Source organism: Stenotrophomonas sp. YJH_SMC_57, from assembly GCF_059369755.1.
In genome coordinates this window covers 150,061-174,649 of record NZ_JCAFSZ010000001.1, presented here as the reverse complement: position 1 = coordinate 174,649, position 24,589 = coordinate 150,061, and the positions used below count along the sequence as shown (strand labels likewise).

General features: G+C 66.6%; 21 protein-coding genes. 13 read left to right on the top strand and 8 right to left on the bottom strand.

All coding sequences use genetic code 11. The features are described 5' to 3' along the window. Positions 1–90 precede the first annotated feature (90 nt). Positions 91–1,821: an ArnT family glycosyltransferase gene (locus AC5P7U_RS00780; protein ID WP_414555928.1), complete on the bottom strand. Its 1,731-nt coding sequence runs from the start codon at positions 1,819–1,821 to the stop codon at positions 91–93. A 103-nt stretch (positions 1,822–1,924) separates the two neighbouring features. Between AC5P7U_RS00780 and AC5P7U_RS00775 the strand changes: the two genes are divergently transcribed. Further along, entirely contained in the window at positions 1,925–2,638 is a 714-nt protein-coding gene (locus tag AC5P7U_RS00775; RefSeq protein WP_053511933.1) for a response regulator transcription factor, read from the top strand. Next, entirely contained in the window at positions 2,625–3,911 is a 1,287-nt protein-coding gene (locus tag AC5P7U_RS00770) for a sensor histidine kinase (protein WP_495220717.1), read from the top strand. Before AC5P7U_RS00775 ends, AC5P7U_RS00770 begins: the two co-directional genes overlap by 14 nt. Positions 3,912–4,274: 363 nt before the next feature. Here the strand turns inward: AC5P7U_RS00770 and AC5P7U_RS00765 are convergent, their stop codons facing one another. Then, entirely contained in the window at positions 4,275–4,664 is a 390-nt protein-coding gene (locus tag AC5P7U_RS00765) for a VOC family protein (RefSeq protein ID WP_308309351.1), read from the bottom strand. 133 nt (positions 4,665–4,797) lie between these two features. On the opposite strand from AC5P7U_RS00765, the gene AC5P7U_RS00760 reads away from it, so the two are divergent. Both AC5P7U_RS00760 and AC5P7U_RS00755 read left to right on the top strand, forming a co-directional pair. Next, entirely contained in the window at positions 4,798–6,048 is a 1,251-nt protein-coding gene (locus AC5P7U_RS00760) for a DUF819 family protein (protein ID WP_006462580.1), read from the top strand. Positions 6,049–6,361: 313 nt separating this feature from the next. Then, positions 6,362–7,363, top strand: coding sequence for a DUF3103 family protein (locus AC5P7U_RS00755; protein WP_308309350.1), 1,002 nt, complete (start codon positions 6,362–6,364; stop codon positions 7,361–7,363). A 523-nt stretch (positions 7,364–7,886) separates the two neighbouring features. Here AC5P7U_RS00755 and AC5P7U_RS00750 read toward each other — a convergent pair. Further along, positions 7,887–8,111 carry a YbdD/YjiX family protein gene (locus AC5P7U_RS00750; protein WP_005410613.1) on the bottom strand — a complete coding sequence of 75 codons (225 nt, stop codon included), beginning with the start codon at positions 8,109–8,111 and terminating at the stop codon, positions 7,887–7,889. Beyond that, positions 8,111–10,192 (bottom strand): carbon starvation CstA family protein, encoded by a 2,082-nt coding sequence (locus tag AC5P7U_RS00745; protein WP_006462520.1) that lies wholly within the window; start codon positions 10,190–10,192, stop codon positions 8,111–8,113. The genes AC5P7U_RS00750 and AC5P7U_RS00745 overlap by 1 nt, the downstream gene beginning before the upstream one ends. Before the next feature lie 215 nt (positions 10,193–10,407). On the opposite strand from AC5P7U_RS00745, the gene AC5P7U_RS00740 reads away from it, so the two are divergent. Next, complete coding sequence (locus AC5P7U_RS00740; protein ID WP_197564732.1) at positions 10,408–11,259, top strand: pirin family protein; 852 nt, start codon at positions 10,408–10,410, stop codon at positions 11,257–11,259. A gap of 128 nt (positions 11,260–11,387) precedes the next feature. Here AC5P7U_RS00740 and AC5P7U_RS00735 read toward each other — a convergent pair whose 3' ends face one another. The 4 genes from AC5P7U_RS00735 to AC5P7U_RS00720 form a co-directional block, all read right to left on the bottom strand. Continuing rightward, positions 11,388–11,846 (bottom strand): hypothetical protein, encoded by a 459-nt coding sequence (locus AC5P7U_RS00735; protein WP_008266318.1) that lies wholly within the window; start codon positions 11,844–11,846, stop codon positions 11,388–11,390. Positions 11,847–12,042: 196 nt separating this feature from the next. Beyond that, positions 12,043–12,762, bottom strand: a complete 720-nt coding sequence (gene aqpZ / locus AC5P7U_RS00730; protein WP_006462519.1) for an aquaporin Z — start codon at positions 12,760–12,762, stop codon at positions 12,043–12,045. A gap of 120 nt (positions 12,763–12,882) precedes the next feature. Continuing rightward, positions 12,883–13,746 carry a pirin family protein gene (locus AC5P7U_RS00725; protein ID WP_049457548.1) on the bottom strand — a complete coding sequence of 288 codons (864 nt, stop codon included), beginning with the start codon at positions 13,744–13,746 and terminating at the stop codon, positions 12,883–12,885. A gap of 596 nt (positions 13,747–14,342) precedes the next feature. Then, entirely contained in the window at positions 14,343–16,406 is a 2,064-nt protein-coding gene (locus AC5P7U_RS00720; protein ID WP_006462517.1) for a 3-hydroxyacyl-CoA dehydrogenase NAD-binding domain-containing protein, read from the bottom strand. A 235-nt stretch (positions 16,407–16,641) separates the two neighbouring features. On the opposite strand from AC5P7U_RS00720, the gene rpoE reads away from it, so the two are divergent. From rpoE to era, 8 genes are all read left to right on the top strand, one after another. After that, the gene (gene rpoE, locus AC5P7U_RS00715; protein ID WP_006462516.1) at positions 16,642–17,262 is read left to right on the top strand and encodes an RNA polymerase sigma factor RpoE; all 621 of its coding nucleotides are present in this window, start codon (positions 16,642–16,644) and stop codon (positions 17,260–17,262) included. Positions 17,263–17,270: 8 nt separating this feature from the next. Then, on the top strand, positions 17,271–18,152 hold the full coding sequence (locus AC5P7U_RS00710) for a sigma-E factor negative regulatory protein (protein ID WP_197564755.1): 882 nt from the start codon (positions 17,271–17,273) through the stop codon (positions 18,150–18,152). Between the two features lie 74 nt (positions 18,153–18,226). Next, the gene (locus AC5P7U_RS00705; RefSeq protein WP_197564753.1) at positions 18,227–19,762 is read left to right on the top strand and encodes a DegQ family serine endoprotease; all 1,536 of its coding nucleotides are present in this window, start codon (positions 18,227–18,229) and stop codon (positions 19,760–19,762) included. 180 nt (positions 19,763–19,942) lie between these two features. Further along, positions 19,943–21,736 carry a translation elongation factor 4 gene (lepA, locus tag AC5P7U_RS00700; RefSeq protein WP_040007303.1) on the top strand — a complete coding sequence of 598 codons (1,794 nt, stop codon included), beginning with the start codon at positions 19,943–19,945 and terminating at the stop codon, positions 21,734–21,736. Between the two features lie 54 nt (positions 21,737–21,790). Then, on the top strand, positions 21,791–22,585 hold the full coding sequence (gene lepB / locus AC5P7U_RS00695; RefSeq protein ID WP_006462474.1) for a signal peptidase I: 795 nt from the start codon (positions 21,791–21,793) through the stop codon (positions 22,583–22,585). Positions 22,586–22,637: 52 nt separating this feature from the next. Continuing rightward, complete coding sequence (locus AC5P7U_RS00690) at positions 22,638–23,021, top strand: DUF4845 domain-containing protein (protein ID WP_006462472.1); 384 nt, start codon at positions 22,638–22,640, stop codon at positions 23,019–23,021. After that, positions 23,011–23,691: a ribonuclease III gene (gene rnc, locus AC5P7U_RS00685; RefSeq protein WP_008267764.1), complete on the top strand. Its 681-nt coding sequence runs from the start codon at positions 23,011–23,013 to the stop codon at positions 23,689–23,691. Before AC5P7U_RS00690 ends, rnc begins: the two co-directional genes overlap by 11 nt. Further along, positions 23,688–24,584, top strand: a complete 897-nt coding sequence (gene era, locus AC5P7U_RS00680) for a GTPase Era (protein WP_005410599.1) — start codon at positions 23,688–23,690, stop codon at positions 24,582–24,584. The genes rnc and era overlap by 4 nt, the downstream gene beginning before the upstream one ends. Positions 24,585–24,589 lie beyond the last annotated feature (5 nt).

Genomic DNA, 24,589 nt, shown 5'->3' with positions numbered 1-24,589 from the left:
AATCCGCGGCCATGCTCGTCACCTGTATGTCGGAGAAGGGTCGGACGCTCGTTCGTGCCGGGTTAATGCTGGCCCGGCACGAGCCAACGTTCAGTCTTCTTCGGCGGTCGACCCGGCCCGCTCGGCATGGCATTGCGGGTCCCAGGCGGTACCCGGAAGCAGCTGCCAGCGATTGCGGTTTGCCACGCCGATGTCGATCACCTTGGCCGGGTCCACGCAGGGGCTCATCGCATCGTCCAGCACCAGCAGCCAACGCTTGTCCGGCGCCTCGGCCAGCCACGGGCCCGCATCGTGCCACTGCTCGGCCCACGGGCGCTTGAAGCCGAACTCGCGCACCGGGCGGTCGGCCTGCAGCAGGTTCTGTTCGCGCCAGGCCACCAGCGCCAGTTCGGCATCGGGGCCGATCCGTGTGCCGACCCGGCGCATCAGCGCCGAGGCCGAGGCATAGGGATCCAGCGCCGGAATCAGCACCAGCCCGTACAGCATCCACAGCATGCCGTGGGTCAGCAGCACCAGGGTCGCAGCGCGCCGTACCCGCAGCCATACGATCAACGTGGCAAGGGCGATGGCGAAGGTCAGCAGACCGTCGCCGAGCACCGGCAGCAGGGTGTCAGGCATGGCCCGGCGCTCCAGCTGCGCCAAGGCCCACGGGTGTTCGGTCATCAGCATCACGCCGAGCACGCCGGTGGCCAGCATCAGCACCACGCTGTAGCCGAACAGGTAGCGGCGCACGCACAGCCGGCGCAGCAGGCCTGGCAGCAGCGGTGCGACGGCCAGCGCCATGGCCGGCAGCATCGGCAGCAGATAGACCTCGCGCTTGCCCGGGCTGGCACTGAAGAACACCAGCACCAGCAGCGCCCAGCCCAGCAGCAGCCACTGCCGGCGGTCGCCACGGCGCAGGCGGCGCCACCATGGCTTGAACAGCAGCGGCAGCAGCAGGCTGCCCGGCAGCCACAGGGTGAGGATCACCTGCAGGTAGTACCAGACGGGCTGGCGGTGATGCCAGGCGTTGGCGTAGCGGGTGCCGGTCTGCTTGAACAACAGCTCATGCGCATAGGCCTGCAGCTCGGCGCTGGGCGCATGCAGCAGGGCCCAGCCCAGCGGTGCCAGCCACACCCCGACGCCCAGCAGGAAGGCCGGGATCAGCCAGAGCAGGCTGGCCGGGTGCGGGCCCTCCACCACATGGCCGCGGCGACGCTGGTACAGCCACCAGCCGAACCAGGGCAGCACCATCAGCAGGGGCAGGAAACCCACGCCCTTGGTCACCGTGCCGACACCGGCGGCGAAACCGGCCAGCCACAGGGCTGGCAGATTGCGTCGCTCGCACAGGTGGCGCATCAGGCCCCACAGGGCCACCGTGGTCATGCCGACCAGCACCATGTCGATCTGCGCGCGCTTGGCCATCAGGCCGAACTGCAGGGTGCAGAACAACGCAGCCACGGCGTACAGCGAATGCCGGGGGGACCACAGGCGTCGCGCCAGATCCGAGACCAGCCACAGGCTGAGCAGGGCGCCCAGCAGCGAGGGCAGCAGGAACGACCATTGCCAGCTGCCCACCACCTCGTAGGCCGCCGCCTGCAGCCACATGAACACCGGAGGCTTTTCCGCATACAGCTCGACGCCACGGTGGGGCAGCAGCCATTGCCCGCTCTCGACCATGGTGCGGGCAGCCAGCACGAAGCGGGGCTCGTCCGGTGGTTGCGGCTGGCGCATGCCGATACCGGCCGCCAGCGCGGCAATGATCAGCAGCCACAGCAGGGGCAGGCGCCAACGACGGGGCAGGGCTACGGGCACGGCGGGCTCCGGGAGCAAAACAGCCATTCTGAGGCGGCGGGGGTGGGAAAATCGTCAGAGGTGGCCAAGGCGACCGCATTCCGACATGGGCAGCGCTACCATGTTACGAACTTCCGTGGATGTTTCGTGCATGCGTCTGTTGGTGATCGAGGACAACCGCCAGCTGGTGGCCAACCTGTTCGACTATTTCGAGTCGCGCGGGCATGTGCTGGACGTGGCCCCGGATGGCATCACTGGCCTGCACCTGGCCGGCAGCCACCCCTACGATGCGGTGATCCTGGACTGGATGCTGCCGCGCATGGAGGGGCCGGAGGTGCTGCGCCGCCTGCGCGCCGAGCATGCCTCGGAAGTGCCGGTGATCATGCTGACCGCACGTGACGAGCTGCCGGACAAGATCGCCGGCTTCCGCGCTGGTGCCGACGACTACCTGACCAAGCCGTTCGCCCTTCCCGAGCTGGAGGTGCGGCTGGAGGCGCTGCTGCTGCGTGCGCAGGGCCGCAATCCGCGCAAGCGGCTGCAGGTGGGCGACCTGGTGCTGGACCTGGCCACCCTGGAGGCGCAGCGCGGCAGCCAGGTACTGCATCTGTACCCGGCCTGCCGCAAGCTGTTGGAAGTGCTGATGCGTGCCAGCCCCGGTGCGGTCACCCGCCAGCAGCTGGAGTTCGCGCTGTGGGGCGACGAGCCACCGGATGGAGACCTGTTGCGTTCGCATGTCTACGAACTGCGCCGCAGCGTCGATGGCCCGTTTGCCGACAAGCTGATCCACACGCTGCCGCGGGTCGGTTATCGGCTGGCCGTGACTTCGGCCAGCGATCCGGCCAGGGAAGACGATGAAGGCGCGTAAGCCGGGCCCGCTGTACCGGCGCGTGGTGTGGTGGTTGCTGGGCTACCTGGCACTGTTGTCGGTCGCGGTGTTCAGCGTCGGCAACTATGTGCACGAGCACGCCGAGCATGCGGCCTGGCGCGCGTTGCTCAACTCCGAACTGGACAGCATCGTCGACCATACCGAGCACGAGCCGCATTACCGCTGGCAGGACTCGGACACGCTCAGCCTGTTCCGTTTCGATGAAGGCAACATGCCCGAGAGCGTGCGCACGCTGCACCCGGGCCTGCACGATGGGGTGCCGATCAAGGGGCGGCAGACCGCGGTGATGGTGCGCGACACCGGCTCGATGGGGCGGGTGGCGCTGGCGCTGGACATCTCTGATTTCCACGACCTGGAACAGTTCGCGACGCGCTGGGTGATGCTGGCCGGGGTGATCATGATCTTCGTCACCGTGCTGATGGCTTCGTTCGGCATGGAGCGGATGGTGCGTCCGCTGAGCCTGCTGGCCCGGCATATCGGTGCGCTGCGGCCGGGCGTGCAGGGGCAGCGCATCGAGGTGGACCCGCGCGGCAGTTCCGAGCTGCATACCATTGCTGACGCGTTGAACGACTACCTGGACCGCAACGAGCAGTTCGTCGAGCGCGAGCGGGTGTTCATCAGTACCGCCAGCCATGAACTGCGCACGCCGATCGCGGTAATGACCGGCGCCGCGGAACTGGCGTTGGAACAACCGGGCCTGCCGGATCGGGCACGCCAGCAGATGCAGCGGGTGCTGCGTACGGCGCAGAACGTGGAACAGCTGATCGAACTGCTGCTGGTACTGGCGCGTGACCCGGCGCGGTTGGCCGCACGGGCCGAGCGCATCGCGCTGGACCAGCTGCTGCCGGAGATTGTCGACGACCATCGTCACCTGCTGGGTGACAAGGACCTGAGCATCGGCATCCAGGCCGCGCCGGTGGATATCGTCGCGCCGCTGGCGGTGGTGCAGGCCGCGATCGGCAACCTGTTGCGCAACGCCATCGAGAACAGCGGGCGCGGGCACATCGAACTGCATCTCAGTCCTTCGGCGGTGCTTACCCTGCAGGATCCGGGGCACGGCATGAGCCCGGAGGAGATCGCCGCGATTCACGCGCGCATGGCCCGAGGCGACCGCGCCGACCGCGGTGGAGGCATCGGCCTGGACCTGATCGCACGCCTGTGCGAGCACCTGGGCTGGACCCTGCGGCTGCAGCCCTGCGAAGCGCGTGGTACGCGCGCCACCCTGGATTTCAGCGCATCGCGACCGACCTGATCGGGCTGTCCAGGTAGATGCCAACCTTGGTTGGCATGCCGTACGTCGACCAAGGTCGACGCCTACCCAGGCAATGGGCGGCCTGGGTCGTGGTAGATGCCAGCCTTGGTTGGCATGCCGTACGTCGACCAAGGTCGACGCCTACCCAGGCAATGGGCGGCCTGTGTCGTGGTAGATGCCAGCCTTGGTTGGCATGCCGTACGTCGACCAAGGTCGACGCCTACCCAGGCAATGGGCGGCCTGTGTCGTGGTAGATGCCAACCTTGGTTGGCATGCTGTACGTCGACCAAGGTCGACGCCTACCCAGGCAATGGGCGGCCTGTGTCGTGGTAGATGCCAACCTTGGTTGGCATGCTGTACGTGTTATCGCCTTTCCGGGCGCGCCACGTGCTGGTCGATCAGGATCACATTCCCATCAGGATCGGCCAGCTGCAGGTAGCCGGTACCCTGGCCCTCAGGGTCGGTACGTACTGCCAGCTCGATGCCCTTGGAGTCCAGCTCGGCCTGGAGTTCACGTACGTCCTGGAAGTGGGGCAGTTCCTGCTTGTGCTGGTCCCAGCCAGGATTGAAAGTCAGCAGGTTGCCCTCGAACATGCCCTGGAACAGTCCGATCACCGTACCGTTGCTGCGCAACACCAGCCAGCTCTGTGCCGGGTCACCACCGGTGACCGTGAAGCCCAGCGCTTCATAGAACGCACGGGAGGCGGCCAGGTCCTTCACCGAGAGGCTGACCGAAAAAGCGCCGAGCTGCATGAGGAGGCTCCCGGAGGGGATGGGGTCGTGGTCGGCACTGCAGCATGACCCAGCGTGAAGACAATGTTAATCTCAACCTGCGCCGCCTTATGCGGCGCTTTTTTTTCCGCTCTTTCGATCGACAGAGGATCCCATGCCGACCGAACCCGCTACTGCCCTGATCAGCAACGACATCGTTGGACTGGGCCTGATTGCCGCCACCCTGGCCCTGATCTTCTGGGCTGCCAGCGGCCCGACCCCCTTGCTGAAGAAGATCTTCGCCTGGGTGCCGGCACTGCTGCTGTGCTACTTCATCCCCGCCATCTACAACACCGCCGGTGTCATCGACGGCCACAACACCTCGCTGTACAACCCGGTCGCACGTGATGTGCTGCTGCCTGCCGCGCTGGTCCTGCTGACCCTGTCGATCGATCTCAAGGGCATCGCCAAGCTCGGTCCGAAACTGCTGATCGTGTTCTGTGCCGGTACCGCCGGCATCATGCTCGGCGCCATCGTCTCGTTCCAGCTGATGAAGCTGATCCACCCGGAAACCGTGGCCGGCGACACCTGGGCCGGCATGGCCGCACTGGCTGGCAGCTGGATCGGCGGCGGCGCCAACATGGTCGCCATGCGCGAAGTGTTCGGTACCGATGCCACCACCTTCGGGCAGTTCGCGGTGGTCGATGTGGCCTGCGCCAGCCTGTGGATGGCGATCCTGCTGTTCCTGGCCAACCGTGCGCAGCAGATCGACACCCGCAACGGTGCCGATACCCGCGCCATCGACGAGATGAAGGCCCGCATCAGTGCCTACGAGGCGCAGAACGCGCGCATTCCCAGCATGACCGACCTGATGGTGATCGTCGGCGTGGCGCTGGGCGGCGTCGGCCTGGCCCATGCGATCGCGGCGCCGTTGTCGGGCTGGTTCAAGGCCAACGTCAGCTGGGCCAGCCAGTTCAGCCTGGACAGTCAGTTCGTGTGGGTGATCCTGCTGTCCACCGCAATGGGCCTGGGCCTGAGCTTCACCCGCGCACGCCGGCTGGAAGCGGCGGGTGCCTCGCGGCTGGGCACGGTGTTCCTGTACTTCCTGATCGCCTGCATCGGCATGCAGATGAACCTGCTGTCGCTGCTGGATCGTCCGTGGCTGTTCCTGCTGGGTGCGATCTGGATGGCCACGCACGTGCTGGTGCTCTGGATCGTTGCCAAGCTGCTGCGCGCACCGTTGTTCTTCTTCGCGATTGGTTCGCAGGGCAACATCGGTGCGGCGGCATCGGCCCCCGTGGTGGCGGCGGCATTCCACCCCACGCTGGCCCCGGTGGGCGTGCTGTTGGGCACGGTGGGCTATGCCACCGGTACGGGCCTGGCGTATGTCACCGGCTTGATCCTGAAGTGGATGGCCACCGGCTGAGCCGGGCCACGCCTGGCATCGCGATCCCGTGTAGAGCCGAGCCGATGCTCGGCTCTTTTTTGCAGGCCGCAGGCGGAACTGTGCGGTACATACCGGATCGTATGGTGGCAGCGTCGTAGCGTAGACAGCACCTGTCGCTCATCCGCAGCGACGTTGCCTGGGGGCTGGAATGACGCATCGACGGATGATTGGGGGGACCACGCTGCTGGCACTGCTGTTGGCCAGCGCCGGGGCAGCTGCGCAAAGCGATACTGCCGCGCGTGGTGCTCAGATACAGGCCGTAACCGAGGCCAGTGCGCGTGAGGTGGCGGGATTGATTGCCCAACCCGGCTTCGCCGAGGCCGTACGCACCACGCTGGCTACTTCGCCGGAACGGGGTGTGGCACTGGATGCCGTGATGGAGCGCTTCGACCCGGGCGTCCACACCCAGGCCAGCGTCTCGCTGGCCAGCAACGATCAGCAGCTGCGCCAGGCCAAGGGCTTGCCAGCGCAGGGCGAGGGGCTGCTGCAGCTGCGCGCTTACGTGCCGGACGGCCAGTCGCTGGCTGACATCGCGCCGCGCCAGTTGTGGGTGGCCAGCCTGCCACGGGGCAATGATCGTGACTGGACCACGCTGACGGCCTACGACGCGCGGGGCCGCGCGCATGTGCTGGACGCAAGGCAGGCACCGGCATTCCCGGTCTTGATCGTCGATGTCGATACCCGCCGCTCGGTGCAGGAGGGCATGGCGCTGGTCAACGCCGGCCTGCGGGCACGGGGCCTGCAATCGCCCGAGCGCATCCAGCTGTCGGCCGATGGCGCGCGTGCATCACTGGACATCACCCGGCTGGACCGCATCCGCCTGGCCGACGACCAGGAGCCGTGGGCACTGGGCGCGGCGGAGGTGTTCGCGGTGGTGTCCGGGCTGCAGATCGGCAAGGCGGAGCCGGAGATGGCCACGGTCGACATGCCCTACCTGGACCATGACAAGACCGACTACACGCCGCAGCAGGCGCTGGTGCTGTGGGGCAACTATCGGTTCAACGCCGCCAACGTGCAGTTGTTCGAGGATGACGGTGACACCAACTACCAGGACCTGCTGGTGGCGCTGAGCAACGGTGTGAAGGCAGCGCTGGGTGCGTTCGCACCGGAGTATGCGGTCATTGCCGATATTGCCGGCGCGATTCTCAAGGCGATGCCGTCGTCGTGGTTCTCCAACGACATCGATTACCTGGACAGCTTCTATCTTGTCCAACGTGGGCAGGCGTACACCGATCGCATGGGAGCAGCGAACAACGCCAAGGTCACGCTCACTCCCATTACCCTGGTGGAGTAGGCCAGCAGGGCTTGCAGCCCTGCACCCGCCGAAGCAACGTCAACGTCAAAAGCCGAAGCGGCATTCCGTGGGTTGGCGGGGCACTGTGGGTGTGCGGGGACGCCGTAAACCCATCCATGGGGGCTTGGTCGCCGCATCCATGCGGCTCACACCCCGCACACCCACAGTGCCCCGCCTTCGACAGGTTCACGCGGCTGTTGGTGGGTGCCGACCGTTGGTCGGCACATCTGTCAGATATCGATAAACAAAATGGGGTCAGATCCGTTTCCTTCGGGAAACGGATCTGACCCCGCATGTGTCTCGCCGTCACCGGCAATCTGTCAGAGGTGGGGCGGTGTGGGCTTGCAGGACCGTTGGCGCCATGGATGGCGCCATCGAGCCCCCATGGAAGGGTTTACGGCGTGTCCTGCAAGCCCACACCGCCCGGCCAACCAAACAGAAACCCAGAGCCGACGCTCTTGCAGTTGCAGTTGAAGTTGAATCGGCGGGCGGCGGGCTGCAAGCCCGCCACCCACACACAACTTCAACAGCAGCGACCGCCATTGCGGCCGCCATATCGCGCTTCCTGCCGCTCACGGAAGAACGTCTTGTAGTCCATCGGTTCCTGGTCCGGATGCTTTTCCAGCATATGCCGGACGTAGTTGTCGTAATCAGGAATGCCACAGCACAGCCGAGCGGTCTGCACCAGGCGCCGCCAGATGCGGCGGTGCGCCTGGTACTGGCCGGCGGGAACCAGTTGCGTGCTCATCACAGATCCACCATTTCATGCGGCTTCAGCGCCACGTACGGGGTCTCGCGGTCGCTGCGCTGCGGGTTGCGGCGCGCCGCCAGGATGGTCTTGATCGAATACACCAGCACCGCGCCCACGACCAGCAGGAACAGCGCGGTCAGCCCGGTGTTGACGTAGGCGTTGACCACGATCTGCTTCATCTGCGCTACCGACTTGGCCGGCGCGGTGATGGTGTCGCTGGCAAGCGCCGCCTGGAACTTGTGCGCCTGTGCCAGGAAGCCCTGCGCCGGATTGCTGTCGAAGATCTTGATGAAGCCGGCGTAGGTGGTGCAGATCAGCAGCCACACCGCCGGCACCGCAGTGACCCACGCGTAGCGGTCACGCTTCATCTTGAACAGCACCACCGTGCCCAGCATCAGCGCGATACCGGCCAGCATCTGGTTGGAGATGCCGAACAGCGGCCACAGCGTCTGGATGCCACCGAACGGATCGACCACGCCGGTGTACAGCAGGTAGCCCCACAGCGCCACGCAGCCGGCGGTGCCGATGATGTTGGCGGTCCACGACTCGGTCTTCTTCAACGCTGGCACGAAGTTGCCGAGCAGGTCCTGCAGCATGAAGCGCCCGGCACGGGTGCCGGCGTCCACTGCAGTCAGGATGAACAGCGCTTCGAACAGGATCGCGAAGTGGTACCAGAACGCCATCATTGCGTCGCTGCTGCTTGGAATCGCCTGATGCAGGATCTGTGCGATGCCCACTGCCAGTGTTGGCGCGCCACCGGCGCGGTGCAGGATGGTCGGCTCGCCGATTGCTGCTGCCGTGGCGGTCAGCTGTTCCGGGGTAATGGTGAAGCCCCAGGTATTGGTGATGTAGTGCGCGGCCGACGCCACATCCGGGCCGATCACCGCCGCCGGGCTGTTCATCGCGAAGTAGATGCCCGGATCGATGATCGAAGCCGCCACCAGTGCCATCACGGCCACGAACGATTCCATCAGCATGCCGCCGTAGCCGATGTAGCGCATGTGCGCTTCATTGGCCAGCAGTTTCGGCGTGGTGCCGGAGGAAATCAGGGCATGGAAGCCGGACACCGCACCGCAGGCGATGGTGATGAACAGGAACGGGAACATGCCGCCCTTCCACACCGGGCCGTCACCGCTGGCGGCGAACTGGGTCAGCGCCGGCATCTTCAGTTCCGGCATCACCACGAGGATGCCGATGGCCAGCGCGATGATCGTACCGATCTTGAGGAAGGTCGACAGGTAGTCACGCGGCGCCAGCAGCAGCCACACCGGCAGCACCGAGGCGACAAAGCCATAGCCGATCAGCATCCAGGTGATCTGGGTGCCGGTGAAGGTGAACGCCGGGCCCCAGGTCGGGTCGGCCGCGACCTTGCCGCCGAACCAGATCGCGGCCAGCAGCAGGATCAGGCCAACGATCGAGATCTCGCCGATCTTGCCGGGGCGGATGTAGCGCATGTACACGCCCATCAGGATCGCGATGGGCATCGTTGCGATCACCGTGAACATGCCCCAGGGGCTCTCGGCCAGTGCCTTGACCACCACCATCGCCAGCACGGCCAGGATGATGATCATGATCAGGAAGGCGCCGAACAGGGCGATGGTGCCGGGCACCTGGCCCATCTCCTCGCGCACCAGGTCACCCAGCGAACGTCCGTTGCGGCGGCTGGACAGGAACAGGACCATGAAGTCCTGCACCGCACCGGCCAGCACGACGCCCACCACCAGCCACAGCAGGCCGGGCAGGTAGCCCATCTGCGCGGCCAGCACCGGGCCGACCAGCGGGCCGGCGCCGGCGATGGCGGCGAAGTGGTGGCCGAACAGCACGTGCTTGTTGGTCGGCACGTAATCCAGGCCATCGTTGTTGATCACCGCCGGGGTGGCCCGGGTCGGATCGAGCTGCATCACCTTGTTGGCGATGAACAGGCTGTAGAAGCGATAGGCGACGAGGTACAGCGACACCGCCGCGACGACGATCCACAGGGCATTGATGTGTTCGCCGCGACGCAGCGCCACGGTGCCCAGACAGAACGCGCCGAGCAGGGCGAGTACCGCCCAGCCCAGTTTGGAAAACCCTTTCATGAGGTGCTCTCTCCCGGAAAGACAGACAAAGAGTCCTGCTTGCCCTCGACACGGTCAATTGGCACAGGACGAATCTGCGGTAGTACTTTGGTCGTACGAAGGGAATGCTGACGTGCAGCGAACATCAGCGATGGAACAATCGGTTGCGGAGCCGTCCATTGGCGTACGGCCGTGTGGCGTCCATCTTCAGGGGCATCCATCCAACAGGAGTCGCCATGAGCTTTCCCGAACCGGTTCGCGTACTGCGCACCATCCGTGGCATGCCCACCTCCGATGGTGCCGGCGTGCGCCTGACCCGCGTCATCGGCGGCCCGACGCTGCCCGACCTGGATCCGTTCCTGCTGCTCGATGAATTCGGCACCGACCGCGCCGAGGACTACATCGCAGGTTTCCCCGAGCATCCGCACCGTGGTTTCGAGACGGTGACCTACATGCTCGACGGGCGCATGCGGCATCGCGACAACCACGGCAACGAAGGCCTGCTGACCCCGGGCAGCGTGCAGTGGATGACGGCGGGGCGCGGCCTGGTGCATTCGGAGATGCCCGAACAGGAAAGCGGGCAGATGCGCGGTTTCCAGCTGTGGGTGAATCTGCCGGCGAAGGACAAGATGACCGACCCGAAGTACCAGGAGTTCGCGCCCGAGCGCATTCCGCGGGTGCAGCCGGCCGCCGGCGTGGAGGTGAAGGTGATTGCCGGCAGCGTCGACGGTACCCGCGGGCCGATCGTGCAGCCGGCCACCGATCCGCTCTACCTGGACATCACGCTGGCGCCCGATCGCGCCTGGACCTACGCACTGCCGGAAGGGCACAACGCGTTTGCCTATGTATTCGAAGGTGCGCTGACGGTAGGCGAGCAGGACGCCGCGCGTGACGTGGCGCGCCAGGAGCTGGCGGTGCTGGGCGGTGGCGAGCAGCTGCACATCTCGGCCGGCCGTGATGGCGCGCGGTTGATCCTGGTGGCCGGCCGTCCGCTGCGCGAGCCGGTGATGCGGCACGGCCCGTTCGTGATGAACACGCGGCAGGAGCTGATGCAGGCCTTCGTCGATTTCCAGGAAGGCAGGTTCTGAGGGGGAGCCGGCCGCTGGCCGGCCACTGCGTGAGGTCATGGCGGATCGGGGTGCCGGCCAGCGGCTGGCACTACCCGGTGATCGGGCCGCATTGCGGGGATGCTGCCAGGCAGTCATCCCCATCACGGTCAGCGCCCGGCGGCCACGGCCGACGGCGTCAGGCTCATGCCCTGCGCCAGCTGCTGCAGCGAGCCCAGTTCCTGCGGGCTGTCCGGATACAGCGAAATCTGCGCGTAACGCCCTTTGTCGAGCTTGACCACGCTGATCCGCCGCTCGGCATAGCCGGGCGGCTGCTGGCCGCCGAGGTCGGGCTGGTACCAGTAGAGTGATTCACCGCCGAAGCTGCCCTTTTCCTGGCGCAGCGAACGGTTCAGTGGAATGGACGGATCCCGTGCACTGAGCATCAGGCTCAGCACTTCGCGGCCGTCGCCGGTGCTGGCGCGGCAGACCAGGAAATCGGCCTGCGCCTGCTGCTGCCATTGCAGGCCGCTGCTGGCGGGCAGCGAAGGACATTCGGTGGGAGCCTGCGCGGCGGCCTGGGCCACGGCGAACAGCAGGCTCGACAACACTACAGGCGCGAACTTCATGCATCCCCCAAGGTGGTGTGTCGTTTGGCGCCGCCCGATGGATGGGGGCGTTGGCATCCCATCCCCGGATGCCACCCCGCCCGGCATGTGCACGGACGGTCAACTCAACCTTAACGGAACGTGAGCGATCGCACAAATTGCGGTTACAAGCGTAACCATTGCGGCCGATGGTCGGCCGCAATGGTCCGCACAGGCCTCAGCGGTCGTTGCCGATCCACTTGTAGATGATGCCGCCGATCGCGCCGCCCAGCAGCGGGGCGACCCAGAACAGCCACAGCTGGCTGACCGCACCGCTGCCGGCGAAGAACGCCACCGCAGTGGAGCGGGCCGGGTTCACCGAGGTGTTGGTCACCGGGATGCTGATCAGGTGGATCAGGGTCAGCGACAGGCCGATCGCCAGCGGCGCGAAGCCGGCCGGTGCCTTGCCATGGGTGGACCCCATGATCACGATCAGGAACACCGCAGTGAGCACCACTTCGCACAGGAAGGCGGCTGCCACGCTGTAGCCCCCGGGCGACAGCGCACCGTAGCCGTTGCTGGCAAATGCGCCGGCCTGGCTGCCATCAATGGCGAAGCCACTGGCACCGGAGGCGATCTGCAGCAGGATGAAGCCCGCCAGCAGGCCGCCAGCGACCTGGGCGATGATGTAGGGCACCAGGTCCTTGGTCGGGAAGCGGCCACCGGCCCACAGACCGACGCTGACCGCCGGATTGAAATGCGCGCCGGAGATGTGGCCGAACGCATAGGCGCCAGTCACCACGGTCAGGCCGAAGGCCAGCGCCACGCCGAGGAATCCGATACCCAGCGGATTGCCGTCACCGCCGAACTTGGCGGCCAGCACCGCGCTGCCGCAGCCACCCAGAACCAGCCAGAACGTGCCGAGGAACTCGGCGGACAAGCGTTTACCCATGCTCATGTGTTGCACTCCTTTGACGGTGAAAGTGTGATTTATGTCACACTTCAGTGATCAGCGGGTGACTGTAGCGTCAACGCCGGGTGCAGGGATACACCTTCGGATGTGTGCAACACGCGATGTTCAGTACTGCGGCAGCGGGATGAACTCCTTGTCGTCGCCGGGGATGGTGCCGAAGCGGCCGGCTTCCCAGTCGTGCTTGGCCTGCTCGATGCGCTCCTTCGAACTGGACACGAAGTTCCACCACAGGTGGCGCGGGCCATCCAGCGGCTCACCGCCGAACAGCATCGCCTTCACCGGGGTTTTTGCGCGCAGGCGACCGACGGCGCCGGCCTCGGGAATGATCAGGTGCTGGGCGGGCACGTCCACGCCATCCAGTTGCGCGTCGCCTTCGAGGATGTACAGCGCGCGCTCGCGATGGCCATTGTCGATATCGATCTCCGCATCCGGGTCGAGGTCGATCGCCACGTTGAGCGTGTCGGCGAACACCTTCACCGGCGATTCTTCGCCGTAGGCGCGGCCGGCGATGACCCGCAGCCAGACACCCTTGCGGCGCTGCTCGGGCAGGGTGGCAGCGGCGTGGTGGTAGAACGCCGGTTCAATCTCTTCATGCGACTTCGGCAATGCGACCCAGGTCTGCATGCCGTGGATCGGGTTGTCGTGATCACGGTCGGGCTGCGGTGTGCGTTCGGAATGGGCGATGCCGCGGCCGGCAGTCATCCAGTTCACGTCGCCCGGGCGGATCACCTGGTCCGAGCCCAGCGTGTCGCGGTGGCCGATGGCGCCCGACCACAGGTAGGTGACGGTGGCCAGGCCGATATGCGGGTGCGGGCGCACGTCGATGGCCGTACCGGGATGCATCAGTGCCGGGCCCATCTGGTCGACGAACACGAACGAACCGATGCTGCGTGCCTGCAGGGTCGGGACGGCGCGACGGACTTCGAGTCCGCCGATGTCGTGCACGCGCGGGGCGATGATGGTGGTCATGCGGGCGTTCTCGCTGGCAGGGATCAGGTGGTCAGCATCGCATGCAGCTGTGACGGGGGCATGCCCCGTATGGGTAACAGGTTGTTCCAGCCAACGGCGCAGCCCCTCGTGGCTGGACGCGCAATGCGTATCTCGTGTTTGGCCGGGCGGGTGGGTTGCGCAGGACACGCCGTAAACCCATCCATGGGGGCTCGATGGCGCCATCCATGGCGCCAACGGTCCTGCGCAACCCACCCGCCCGGCCTCTGACAGTTTCCGTGGGCGTCCAGCCACGGAGAAGAAAAAAAGAAAATCAAAATCAAAATCAAACGCCGGTCGCCCCGCCCAGGTGTCGACCAAGGTCGACACCCACCGGGTTCGCTGTTCGCTCACCGTCACCGGAAATCTGTCAGGGGTGGGGCGGTGTGGGCAGGCAGGACCGTTGGCGCCATGGATGGCGCCATCGAGCCCCCATGGATGGGTTTACGGCGTGTCCTGCCTGCCCACACCGCCCCGCCCAACAAACAGAAAAGCCAGAGCCGGCTGTTGCTCCGGCTCTGGCTTTGGCTTTGGCCTTTGATCCAGCGGGTGCCGGGCCGCAGGCCCGGCCGATCAACTCACACCACCGGTTCGCGCAGGGCGGGGTTGTCCCAGCCCGGGCGCGGGGCGAAACGATCGCCATGGCGCTGCTGCAACGCCTTCAGCCGCTCGACGATCGCATCGGCACCCACCGCACGGATGTGCTGGATCGGACCGCCGCGGAACGGTGCGAAACCGGTACCGAAGATCACGCCGGCATCCAGCAGGTCCGCATCGGCCACCACGCCTTCGTGCAGGCAGGCCACTGCTTCGTTCAGCAGCGGCAGGATCAGGCGGTCTTCCAGGTCGGCCGGGGCCTGGTAATCGCTGGCTACGTCCGGCTTCTTCGGCTTGCCGTTCTCCCAGGTGTAGATGCCCTGGCCATCCTTCTTGCCGCGCTTGTCCGGTTCCACCGTCTGCAGCGCCGCCGGAATCTGCAGGCCGAGGAACGGCGCCAGTTCACGGCCGACACCGGCGGCCACGTCCAGGCCAACGGTGTCGATCAGTTCGATCGGGCCCATCGGCATGCCGAACTTCACCGCGGCCTTGTCGATCACCGGGCCCGGAATGCCTTCGGCATACGCGGTGGCCGCTTCCAGCATGTACGGGAACAGCACGCGGTTGACCAGGAAGCCCGGGCTGCCGGCCACCGGCACCGGGAATTTGCCCAGTGCCTTGCAGAACGCGGCCAGGCGGCGCTCGGTCTCCGGCGCCATGCCGTCGTGATGGATGATTTCCACCAGCGGCATCTGCGCCACCGGGTTGAAGTAGTGCAGGCCGGCGAACTGCGCCGGGCGCTGGATGTGGTCGCGCAGTTCCACCAGCGGAATCGAGGAGGTGTTGGTGGTCAGCAACGCGTCGTGCTTCATCTTCGGCTCCAGCGTCTGGTACAGCGCACGCTTGGCCTCCGGGTTCTCGATGATGGCCTCGATCACCAGATCGGCCTCGGCCACGCCGTTGCCGTCCAGGTCGGCACGCAGGCGCGCGGCCACCGCCGGGCGCTTGCTGTCGTCGCGCACCTTCTTGGCGAACAGTGCCTGCGCACGCTCCATGGCCGGGTCGATGAAGCGCTGCTCGCGGTCCTGCAGCGTCACCTCGAAGCCCTTGTAGGCGGCCCACGCAGCGATGTCGCCGCCCATCACGCCGGCGCCGACCACGTGCACGTGGCGGATGCCGGAATCGCCGCCGCCGAGGCCCTTCAGGCGTTCGGTCAGGAAGAAGATGCGGATCAGGTTGCGCGCGGTCGGCGTGCTGGCCAGCTTCACCACGGCGCGGCGTTCGGCATCCAGGCGCGCCTGGATCGGCTTGCCGCCGCTGCGCTGCCAGGTGCTGATCAGCGCGTACGGCGCCGGGTACTGGTCCTTCTTCGCCTTGCGCGCGACCTGCTTGACCATCTGCGGCGCCAGCAGCTGGCGTGCCGGCCAGGTATTGGTGGCCCAGGCCAGCGCACGCTGCTTGAACGGACGGGTGGTGCCGGACAGCGCCAGCGCGACGGCGGTATCGAGCACCACCGCCGGGGCCACCACCTTGTCGACCAGGCCGATCCCACGCGCGGCCGAGGCCGACAGGGTACGGCCGGTCAGCATCATGTCCATTGCCGCCGGGGCGCCCACCAGCTGCGGCAGGCGGGCGCTGCCGCCCCAGCCCGGGAAGATGCCCAGCTGGGTCTCGGGCAGGCCGATGCGGGTGCTGCTGTCATTGGAGGCCACGCGGTAGCGGCAGGCCAGCGCCAGCTCGGTACCGCCGCCCAGGCAGTGGCCGTGGATGGCCGCCACGGTCGGGCAGGGCAGCTCGGCCAGCTTCTGGTAGGTGGCCTGGCCGCGGCGGATCGCATCGTTGACGGTGCCGCGGCGGTCGAATTCCTGGAATTCCTTCAGGTCCGCGCCAGCGATGAAGCCGGCCTTCTTCAGCGACTGGATCACCACGCCCTTCGGCGGGTCCAGCGCGATGCGCTCAAGCAGGTCGCCCAGTTCCAGCAGCACGTCCTGCGACATCGCGTTGACGCTGCTGTCCTGACGATCCAGGGAGAGAACCACCACGCCGTCGTCGCGGATCTCGGGGTGCCAGTGGCTGAAGCGGAGACCATCGAAGCCTGAGAGCATGGACGTTCCATCCGGTTGTGTATGGAGAAGCGGCTATGATCCAGAGGTTGTTTCCCCCGCGTCAAATCCCAATAGCAGGGGAGTGGCGACCCCGGATCCATGGCCGTGGACCGGGACGCTAACGGAACGGTGGTTAAAAGCTGGTGCGGCGCCAGGTGATCGGCGACTGAACTTTTCCCGGGATTGGCAGTCTCATTGCCCGACGTCGGTTGGGCTGACAGGAGTGCGGCCCCTCATGGCCGAGGTTGATACACCACAGGAGCTGGATCTGGAACTGGTCCGGCGTGTGCAGCGCGGTGAGAGCGCGGCGTTCGATGTCCTGGTGCGCAAGTACCAGCATCGGGTCGTGGCCCTCGTCGGTCGCTACATCGCCGACTGGAGCGAATGTCAGGACGTCGCCCAGGACACTTTCATCCGTGCGTACCGCGCGATCGGAAGTTTCCGTGGTGATGCCCAGTTCTCAACCTGGTTGCATCGAATCGCCGTGAATACCGCCAAAAACTACCTGGCTTCACACAATCGACGGCCGCCGACCGATGACATCGACATCGGCGACGCCGAACAGTTCGACAGCGGTACGCGCCTGCGCGACACCGACACGCCCGAACGCGAGTTGATGCGCCAGGAGCTGGAACAGACGGTGATGAAGGCCGTCAACGCGCTGCCGGAGGAACTCCGGTTGGCGATCACCCTGCGCGAGGTGGAAGGCCTGAGCTACGAGGATATCGCGCAGAAGATGGGGTGCCCGATCGGCACCGTGCGTTCACGGATCTTCCGGGCGCGCGAGGCGATCGACACCGAACTCCGGCCGCTGTTGGACATCGGCAGCGCCACCCGTGAGAAGAGCCGCGTATGACCAGCAATCTGACCAGTAATCCGTTCAACGAATCGCAGAACCATCAATCCCCTGCCGGGCAGCGCCTGGACCAGCGCCACCGCGAACAGCTGTCGGCCCTGGTCGACGGCGAGCTGGGCGCCGATGAAGCGCGCTTCCTGTTGCGCCGCATGGAGCATGATCCGGAGCTGGCGGGCTGCCAGGAACGCTGGCAGCTGCTGGGCGACGTGATGCGCGGGCAGGCCCCGGCGCTGGCCCCGGCCGGCTTCAGTGCCGCCGTGTCCGCTGCCATCGCCGCCGAACCGGCACCGCAGGCCGAGCCGCGCCGCCAGGCGCGTCGCAGCGGTTGGCGGGCCTGGGGCGGTGGTGCCGCACTGGCCGCCTCGGTCGCTGCCGTGGCCCTGTTCATGGGCGGCGAGAAGCTGCAGGAGGCCGCCCCCGGCGAGCCGCTGGCACCGCAGGTGATCGCCAGCCAGGCTGAACTGGCGCCTGCGCCGAGCGGCCAGTCGCCGGTCACCGAGGCGTCGGTGGATACCGCTGCTATGGCCGTGGCGGCTGCGCCGGCGGTGGCAATGGCCGCCGCCAGCCGCCGCCAGGACAGCCGTCGCGCCAGCGCGACCCGCAGCCAGCAGGCCGCGCGCATCGCCCAGCGTGATGACAGCCCGCAGCGAGCGGTGGCCTCCGTGCAGGCGCCGCTGACCCCGACGGTGCCGGCCAACGCCAGCCGCAACCTGCCGTTTGGCGAGGTGGGAGCACTGCAGGCGCGGCCGTGGCCCCGCTCCAGCCTGGCCCCCGCTGCCGGTGGCGCGCTCAATGCCAGCTTCCCGGCCCACGCCGGTGGTGCTGCGTTCTACCCGTTCGAGCCGCGCCTGCAGGATGACCTGCCGGTGCCGCCGCGCCCGCGCGACTGAGCCGGGCGCTTTCACGCCCCGCCGTCGGCGGGGCCCGTATTCCTCTTTCCACCCGATCCGGAGGTTGCCGTCCGATGACTCCCCGACTCCGCACGCAGGCCATCGGCCTGTTGGCCCTGACCCTTCCCTTGATGGCCTGCGCACAGGCGCCGGCGCCTGTGGCGCAGACCCAGCCCGCGCCGGCCGCGGCGCCGCGGGCGCCCGCGCAGCCGCTGGTCACCGGCCTGCCTGACTTCACCCACCTGGTCGAACAGGTCGGGCCGGGCGTGGTCAACGTCGACACCACCATCGTGCGCAACAACCGCCAGGCCTCGCGGGGCCCGATGGGTGGCGACGATGACATGCCCGAGTTCTTCCGCCGCTTCTTCGGCCCGGACTTCCCGATGCCGGGGCAGGGCCCGGGTGGGCAGGATGGCGGTCCCAGCATCAAGGGCCGCGGCATGGGCTCGGGATTCATCATCTCGCCCGACGGTTATGTGCTGACCAATTACCACGTGGTGGCCGATGCCAGCGAGGTGAAGGTGAAGCTGGGCGACAGCCGCGAGTTCAACGCCAAGGTGGTGGGCAGCGACCAGCAGTACGACGTGGCCCTGCTGAAGATCGACGGCAAGAACCTGCCGACCGTGCGCGTGGGGGATTCCAACACCCTGAAGCCGGGCCAGTGGGTTGTCGCGATCGGCTCGCCGTTCGGTCTCGATCACTCGGTCACCGCGGGCATCGTCAGTGCGCTGGGCCGCAGCACCGGTGGCGCCGACCAGCGCTACGTACCGTTCATCCAGACCGACGTGGCGATCAACCAGGGCAACTCCGGCGGCCCGCTGCTGAACACCCGCGGCGAAGTGGTCGGCATCAACTCGCAGATCTTCTCCGCCTCCGGCGGCTACATGGGCATCAGCTTCGCGATCCCGATCGACCTGGCGATGAGCGCGGTCGAGCAGATCAAGAAGAGTGGCAAGGTCACCCGTGGCCAGCTGGGCGCGGTGGTCGAACCGATCGATTCGCTGAAGGCTCAGGGCCTGGGCCTGCCGGATAGCCGCGGTGCACTGGTCAACCAGATCGTGCCCGGCAGTGCGGCCGAAAAGGCCGGCGTGCAGATCGGCGACGTGGTGCGCTCGGTCAACGGCAGCCCGGTCAACAGCTGGTCGGACCTGCCGCCGCTGATCGGTGCGATGGCGCCGGGCAGCCGGGTCACCCTCGGCGTGATCCGCGATGGCAAGCCGCGCGACCTCAGCGCAACGCTCACCGCGCTCAGTGAAGATGGCCAGGGCAGTGCCCGCGCCGCCGCCACGGCCAAGCCCGATGCGGCGCCGCAGGCCGGGGCCAATGCCCTGCTGGGCCTGGACGTCAGCGACCTGACCGCGCCGCAGCGCAAGCAGTTCGGCCTGGACGGCAACGAGGGCGTGCGCATCACCGGGGTCAAGGGCCAGGCGGCGCGTGATGCCGGCCTGTCTCCGGGCATGGTGATCCTGCAGGTCGGGCGCACCGCGGTTGGCAGCGTGGATGGCCTCAACCGCGCGCTGTCCAGCTACAAGAAGGACGATGTGGTGATGCTGCTGGTGCGTACCGGCAACGGCAACAGCGCGTTCGTGGCGGTGAAGGCCGGCCAGTAAGGCCTGCCAGGGCCGCTGCGGCGGCGGCTGCCATCTGCCCCGAAGCCCCGCCCCGGCGGGGCTTCGGCCGTTCCGGGCCGGCCCGACGAGGCGGTTTTCGCGGCGAGGCGCCGGGCATGCGATAATCGACCGTTACCCTGACGACGCCGCGCGCCGCCGCCACCTATGTCTTCTGATTCGATGCGGAACATCCGCAACTTCTCCATCATTGCCCATGTCGACCACGGCAAGTCCACGCTGGCCGACCGCATCATCCAGCTCTGCGGTGGCCTGCAGGCCCGTGAGATGGAAGCGCAGGTGCTCGACTCCAACCCGATCGAGCGCGAGCGTGGCATCACGATCAAGGCGCAGTCGGTGTCGCTGCCGTACCTGGCCAAGGACGGGCAGACCTACCACCTGAATTTCATCGATACCCCGGGCCACGTCGACTTCTCCTATGAAGTCAGCCGCTCGCTGGCCGCCTGCGAGGGCGCGCTGCTGGTCGTCGATGCCGCCCAGGGCGTGGAAGCGCAGTCGGTGGCCAACTGCTACACCGCGGTGGAGCAGGGCCTGGAAGTGGTGCCGGTGATCAACAAGATCGACCTGCCCACCGCCGACATCGAACGCGCCAAGGCCGAAATCGAGGCCGTGATCGGCATCGACGCCTCCGACGCCGTGCCGGTCAGCGCCAAGACCGGCCTGAACGTGCAGGACGTGCTGGAAGCGATCGTGCACCGCATCCCGCCGCCGACGCCGCGCGACACCGAGAAGCTGCAGGCGCTGATCATCGACTCGTGGTTCGACAACTACCTGGGCGTGGTCTCGCTGGTGCGCGTGATGCAGGGCGAGATCAAGCCCGGCGACAAGCTGCAGGTGATGTCCACCGGCCGCAACCACCAGGTCGACAACGTCGGCGTGTTCACGCCGAAGCGCAAGGTGCTGCCGGCGCTGCGTGCCGGTGAAGTGGGCTGGGTCACCGCCAGCATCAAGGACGTGCACGGCGCGCCGGTCGGCGACACCCTGACCCTGGCCGGCGACCCGGCGCCGAAGCCGCTGCCGGGCTTCCAGGAAATGCAGCCGCGCGTGTTCGCTGGCCTGTTCCCGGTCGATGCCGAGGATTACCCGGACCTGCGCGAAGCGCTGGACAAGCTGCGCCTGAACGATGCCGCGCTGCGTTTCGAGCCGGAAAGCTCCGAGGCGATGGGCTTCGGCTTCCGCTGCGGCTTCCTCGGCATGCTGCACATGGAGATCGTGCAGGAGCGCCTGGAGCGCGAATACAACCTGGACCTGATCAGCACCGCGCCGACGGTGGTGTATGAGGTGCTGAAGACCGATGGCTCGATCATCAACATGGACAACCCGGCCAAGCTGCCGCCGGTGAACCAGGTCGAGGAGATCCGCGAGCCGATCATCCGTGCCAACGTGCTCACCCCCGAGGAGTACATCGGCAACATCATCAAGCTGTGCGAGGAAAAGCGCGGCAGCCAGATCGGCATCAACTACCTGGGCAGCCAGGTGCAGATCAGCTACGAGCTGCCGATGGCCGAAGTGGTGCTGGACTTCTTCGACAAGCTGAAGTCGGTCAGCCGTGGCTATGCCTCGCTGGACTACCACTTCGTGCGTTTCGACGCCGGCCCGTTCGTGCGTGTGGACGTGCTGATCAACGGCGACAAGGTCGATGCGTTGTCGCTGATCGTGCACCGCAGCCATGCCGATCGCCGCGGCCGCGAGCTGTGCGAGAAGATGAAGGACCTGATCCCGCGCCAGATGTTCGACGTGGCCATCCAGGCCGCGGTCGGCTCGCAGATCATCGCCCGTACCACGGTCAAGGCCATGCGCAAGAACGTGCTGGCCAAGTGCTATGGTGGCGACGTTTCGCGCAAGAAGAAGCTTCTGGAAAAGCAGAAGGAAGGCAAGAAGCGCATGAAGCAGGTCGGCCGCGTGGAAATCCCGCAGGAAGCGTTCCTGGCCGTGCTGCAGATGGACAACAAGTAAGCCCGCACCGGCCCCTGCGGGCCGGTCGTCTGGTGACGTTGCAAAGGACCCTGAATGAAACTGTTTGAGATCCTCCTGGTCGTGCTGACCCTGGCCTCGGGCCTGATCCTGCTCGCGGACAAGCTGTACCTCGCCAAGCGCCGCGCCCAGCGCGCGGGCCTGCTCGATTCCGAGCCGGTGCTGGTGGACTACTCGCGTGCGTTCTTCCCGGTGCTGGCGATCGTGCTGATCGTGCGCAGCTTCATCGCCGAGCCGTACAAGATCCCGTCCAGCTCGATGATGCCGAACCTGCTGATCGGCGACTTCATCCTGGTCAACAAGTTCTCCTACGGCCTGCGCCTGCCGATCAGCAACACCAAGATCGTGCCGTTCGGCGAGCCGTCGCGCGGCGACGTGGTGGTGTTCCACTTCCCCGGCCACAGCGACAACGACCCGGCCAAGGGCGAGAACTTCATCAAGCGCGTGATCGGCGTGCCGGGTGACACCATCGTCTTCGAAGGCGACGGCGTGATCCTCAACGGCGAGCCGCTGAAGTACGACAACAAGGGCATCTATGCCGGCCACAAGGGCCAGGGCGAGGGCGCCAACCTGCTGGTCGAGCACCTGCCGGGCCGCACCCACACCGTGCTGGAGACCGACTATCCGCGTGGCCAGGGCCAGTGGACCGTGCCGGCCGGCAAGTACCTGGTGATGGGCGACAACCGTGACAACAGCGACGATGGCCGTTTCTGGGGCCTGCTGCCGGAGGAAAACCTGCGCGGCAAGGCCTTCCTGATCTGGCTGAACTGCCAGGGCTGGTTCTGCAAGGATGGCTTCGAGCCGTCGCGGATCGGCTCGAGCATCAACTGATCGGGCATCAACCGAGTATTTTCACATCCAACGCGTATCTGGGGAGAACGCAATGAAGACGATGAACACGCAGCGCGGCATGACCCTGACCTCGTTCCTGACGGTCCTGATCGTGGTTGGCTTCTTCCTCTACATCGGCATGAAGCTGTTCCCGATGTACCAGGAGTACTACGCGGTGCGCTCGGCGATGAAGAGCCTGGCCAACGAGCCGGGCGTGGGCAACATGGAACCGGCCCGCATCCAGGACCTGTTCTTCAAGCGCCTGTACATCAACTACTCGGACAACGTGAAGCCGGCCAATGTGAAGTTCGATCGTCGCGACAACGGCTGGACCCTCAAGGTCAACTACGAAGTACGTCGTCCGCTGATCGGCAACCTCGATGTGGTTGGCAATTTTGATTCTTCCCAGGACCTGACACGAAGCGGTGCCCAGTAAATTCATCCAACGTGGCGACCTGATCGGTCATCCCTTCCGCGATGCGGCCCTGCTCAAGCAGGCGCTGACCCATCGCAGTGCGGGTGCGCCCCACAACGAGCGCCTGGAGTTCCTCGGCGACAGCATCGTCAACATGATGGCGGCCGAGGCGTTGTACCGGCGCTGGCCCAAGGCCGACGAAGGCGCGATGACCCGTGCCCGCGCCGAGCTGGTGCGTGAAGGCGCGCTGGCGGTGATCGGGCGCAGCCTGGAGCTGGGCGAGCGGCTGACGCTGGGCCCTGGCGAAATGAAGTCCGGCGGTCATCGCCGCGACTCGATCCTGGCCGATGCGGTGGAAGCCGTGGTGGCCGCGATCTACCTGGATGCCGGCTTCGAGGCCTGCCGGGCGGTGGTACTGCCCTGGTTCAGCGCTTCGATCGAGGCACTGCCGGCCTCCGGCCGGCCCGAGAAGGACCCCAAGACCCGCCTGCAGGAATGGCTGCAGGCCCGGCAGAAGGCGTTGCCGCAGTACGAACTGGTGTCAGAATCCGGTGACGACCACGCCAAACACTTCCGGGTACGCTGCAACGTAGCTGACCCGGCCGCCAGCACCGAGGGCGAAGGCGCCTCGCGGCGGCTTGCCGAACAACAGGCGGCTGCGGCCGTCCTAGAACAACTGGATTCCAAGTGAGCGAACAAACTCCCCATCATTGCGGCAGCGTGGCCGTCATCGGCCGCCCGAACGTGGGCAAGTCGACCCTGACCAATGCCCTGGTCGGCGCCAAGGTCAGCATCGTCTCCAACCGCCCGCAGACCACGCGCCATCGCCTGCTGGGCATCGCCACGTATCCGGAAGGCCAGCTGGTGCTGGTTGATACTCCCGGCCTGCACAAGGTGCAGAAGCGGGCGATGAACCGGGTGATGAACCGCGCCGCGCGTGGCTCGCTGGAAGGCGTCGACGCCGGCCTGCTGGTGATCGAAGCCGGGCGCTGGGACGAAGAAGACAGCCTGGCCTTCAACGTGCTGCGCGATGCCGGCATCCCGGTGGTGCTGGTGGTCAACAAGATCGATCGCCTGAAGGAAAAGGGCGCGCTGCTGCCGTTCCTGCAGCAGGTGACCGAAGGCCGCGATTTCGCCGCCGTGCACCCGATCTCCGCGCAGAAGCGCAATGGCCTGGAAGCGCTGGTGCGCGACGTGCTGAAGCTGCTGCCGGAAGCCCCGCCGATGTTCGGCGAGGACGAGATCACCGACCGCAGCCAGCGTTTCCTGGCTGGCGAACTGGTGCGCGAGCAACTGATGCGCCAGCTCGGCGAAGAACTGCCGTACGCCACCACGGTGGAGATCGAGCGCTTCACCGAAGACGGCAACCTGCTGCGCATCGGTGCGGTGATCTGGGTCGAGCGCGAAGGCCAGAAGGCCATCGTGATCGGCAAGGGCGGTGCGCGCCTGAAGGAGATCGGTGCCAAGTCCCGCCTGCAGATGGAGCGCCTGTTCGGGGCCAAGGTGTTCCTGGAAACCTGGGTGCGCGTGCGTGAAGGCTGGTCCGATGACGAGGCCGCGCTGAAGGCCTTCGGCTACGAGTAAGCCGA

Bases quoted from the DNA above. Each gene is read 5' to 3' on its own strand.
- AC5P7U_RS00780 (WP_414555928.1), bottom strand. From the start codon at position 1,821: ATGGCTGTTTTGCTCCCGGAGCCCGCCGTGCCCGTAGCCCTGCCCCGT.
- AC5P7U_RS00775 (WP_053511933.1), top strand. From the start codon at position 1,925: ATGCGTCTGTTGGTGATCGAGGACAACCGCCAGCTGGTGGCCAACCTG.
- AC5P7U_RS00770 (WP_495220717.1), top strand. From the start codon at position 2,625: ATGAAGGCGCGTAAGCCGGGCCCGCTGTACCGGCGCGTGGTGTGGTGG.
- AC5P7U_RS00765 (WP_308309351.1), bottom strand. From the start codon at position 4,664: ATGCAGCTCGGCGCTTTTTCGGTCAGCCTCTCGGTGAAGGACCTGGCC.
- AC5P7U_RS00760 (WP_006462580.1), top strand. From the start codon at position 4,798: ATGCCGACCGAACCCGCTACTGCCCTGATCAGCAACGACATCGTTGGA.
- AC5P7U_RS00750 (WP_005410613.1), bottom strand. From the start codon at position 8,111: ATGAGCACGCAACTGGTTCCCGCCGGCCAGTACCAGGCGCACCGCCGC.
- AC5P7U_RS00745 (WP_006462520.1), bottom strand. From the start codon at position 10,192: ATGAAAGGGTTTTCCAAACTGGGCTGGGCGGTACTCGCCCTGCTCGGC.
- AC5P7U_RS00740 (WP_197564732.1), top strand. From the start codon at position 10,408: ATGAGCTTTCCCGAACCGGTTCGCGTACTGCGCACCATCCGTGGCATG.
- AC5P7U_RS00735 (WP_008266318.1), bottom strand. From the start codon at position 11,846: ATGAAGTTCGCGCCTGTAGTGTTGTCGAGCCTGCTGTTCGCCGTGGCC.
- aqpZ (WP_006462519.1), bottom strand. From the start codon at position 12,762: ATGAGCATGGGTAAACGCTTGTCCGCCGAGTTCCTCGGCACGTTCTGG.
- AC5P7U_RS00725 (WP_049457548.1), bottom strand. From the start codon at position 13,746: ATGACCACCATCATCGCCCCGCGCGTGCACGACATCGGCGGACTCGAA.
- AC5P7U_RS00720 (WP_006462517.1), bottom strand. From the start codon at position 16,406: ATGCTCTCAGGCTTCGATGGTCTCCGCTTCAGCCACTGGCACCCCGAG.
- rpoE (WP_006462516.1), top strand. From the start codon at position 16,642: ATGGCCGAGGTTGATACACCACAGGAGCTGGATCTGGAACTGGTCCGG.
- AC5P7U_RS00705 (WP_197564753.1), top strand. From the start codon at position 18,227: ATGACTCCCCGACTCCGCACGCAGGCCATCGGCCTGTTGGCCCTGACC.
- lepA (WP_040007303.1), top strand. From the start codon at position 19,943: ATGCGGAACATCCGCAACTTCTCCATCATTGCCCATGTCGACCACGGC.
- lepB (WP_006462474.1), top strand. From the start codon at position 21,791: ATGAAACTGTTTGAGATCCTCCTGGTCGTGCTGACCCTGGCCTCGGGC.
- AC5P7U_RS00690 (WP_006462472.1), top strand. From the start codon at position 22,638: ATGAAGACGATGAACACGCAGCGCGGCATGACCCTGACCTCGTTCCTG.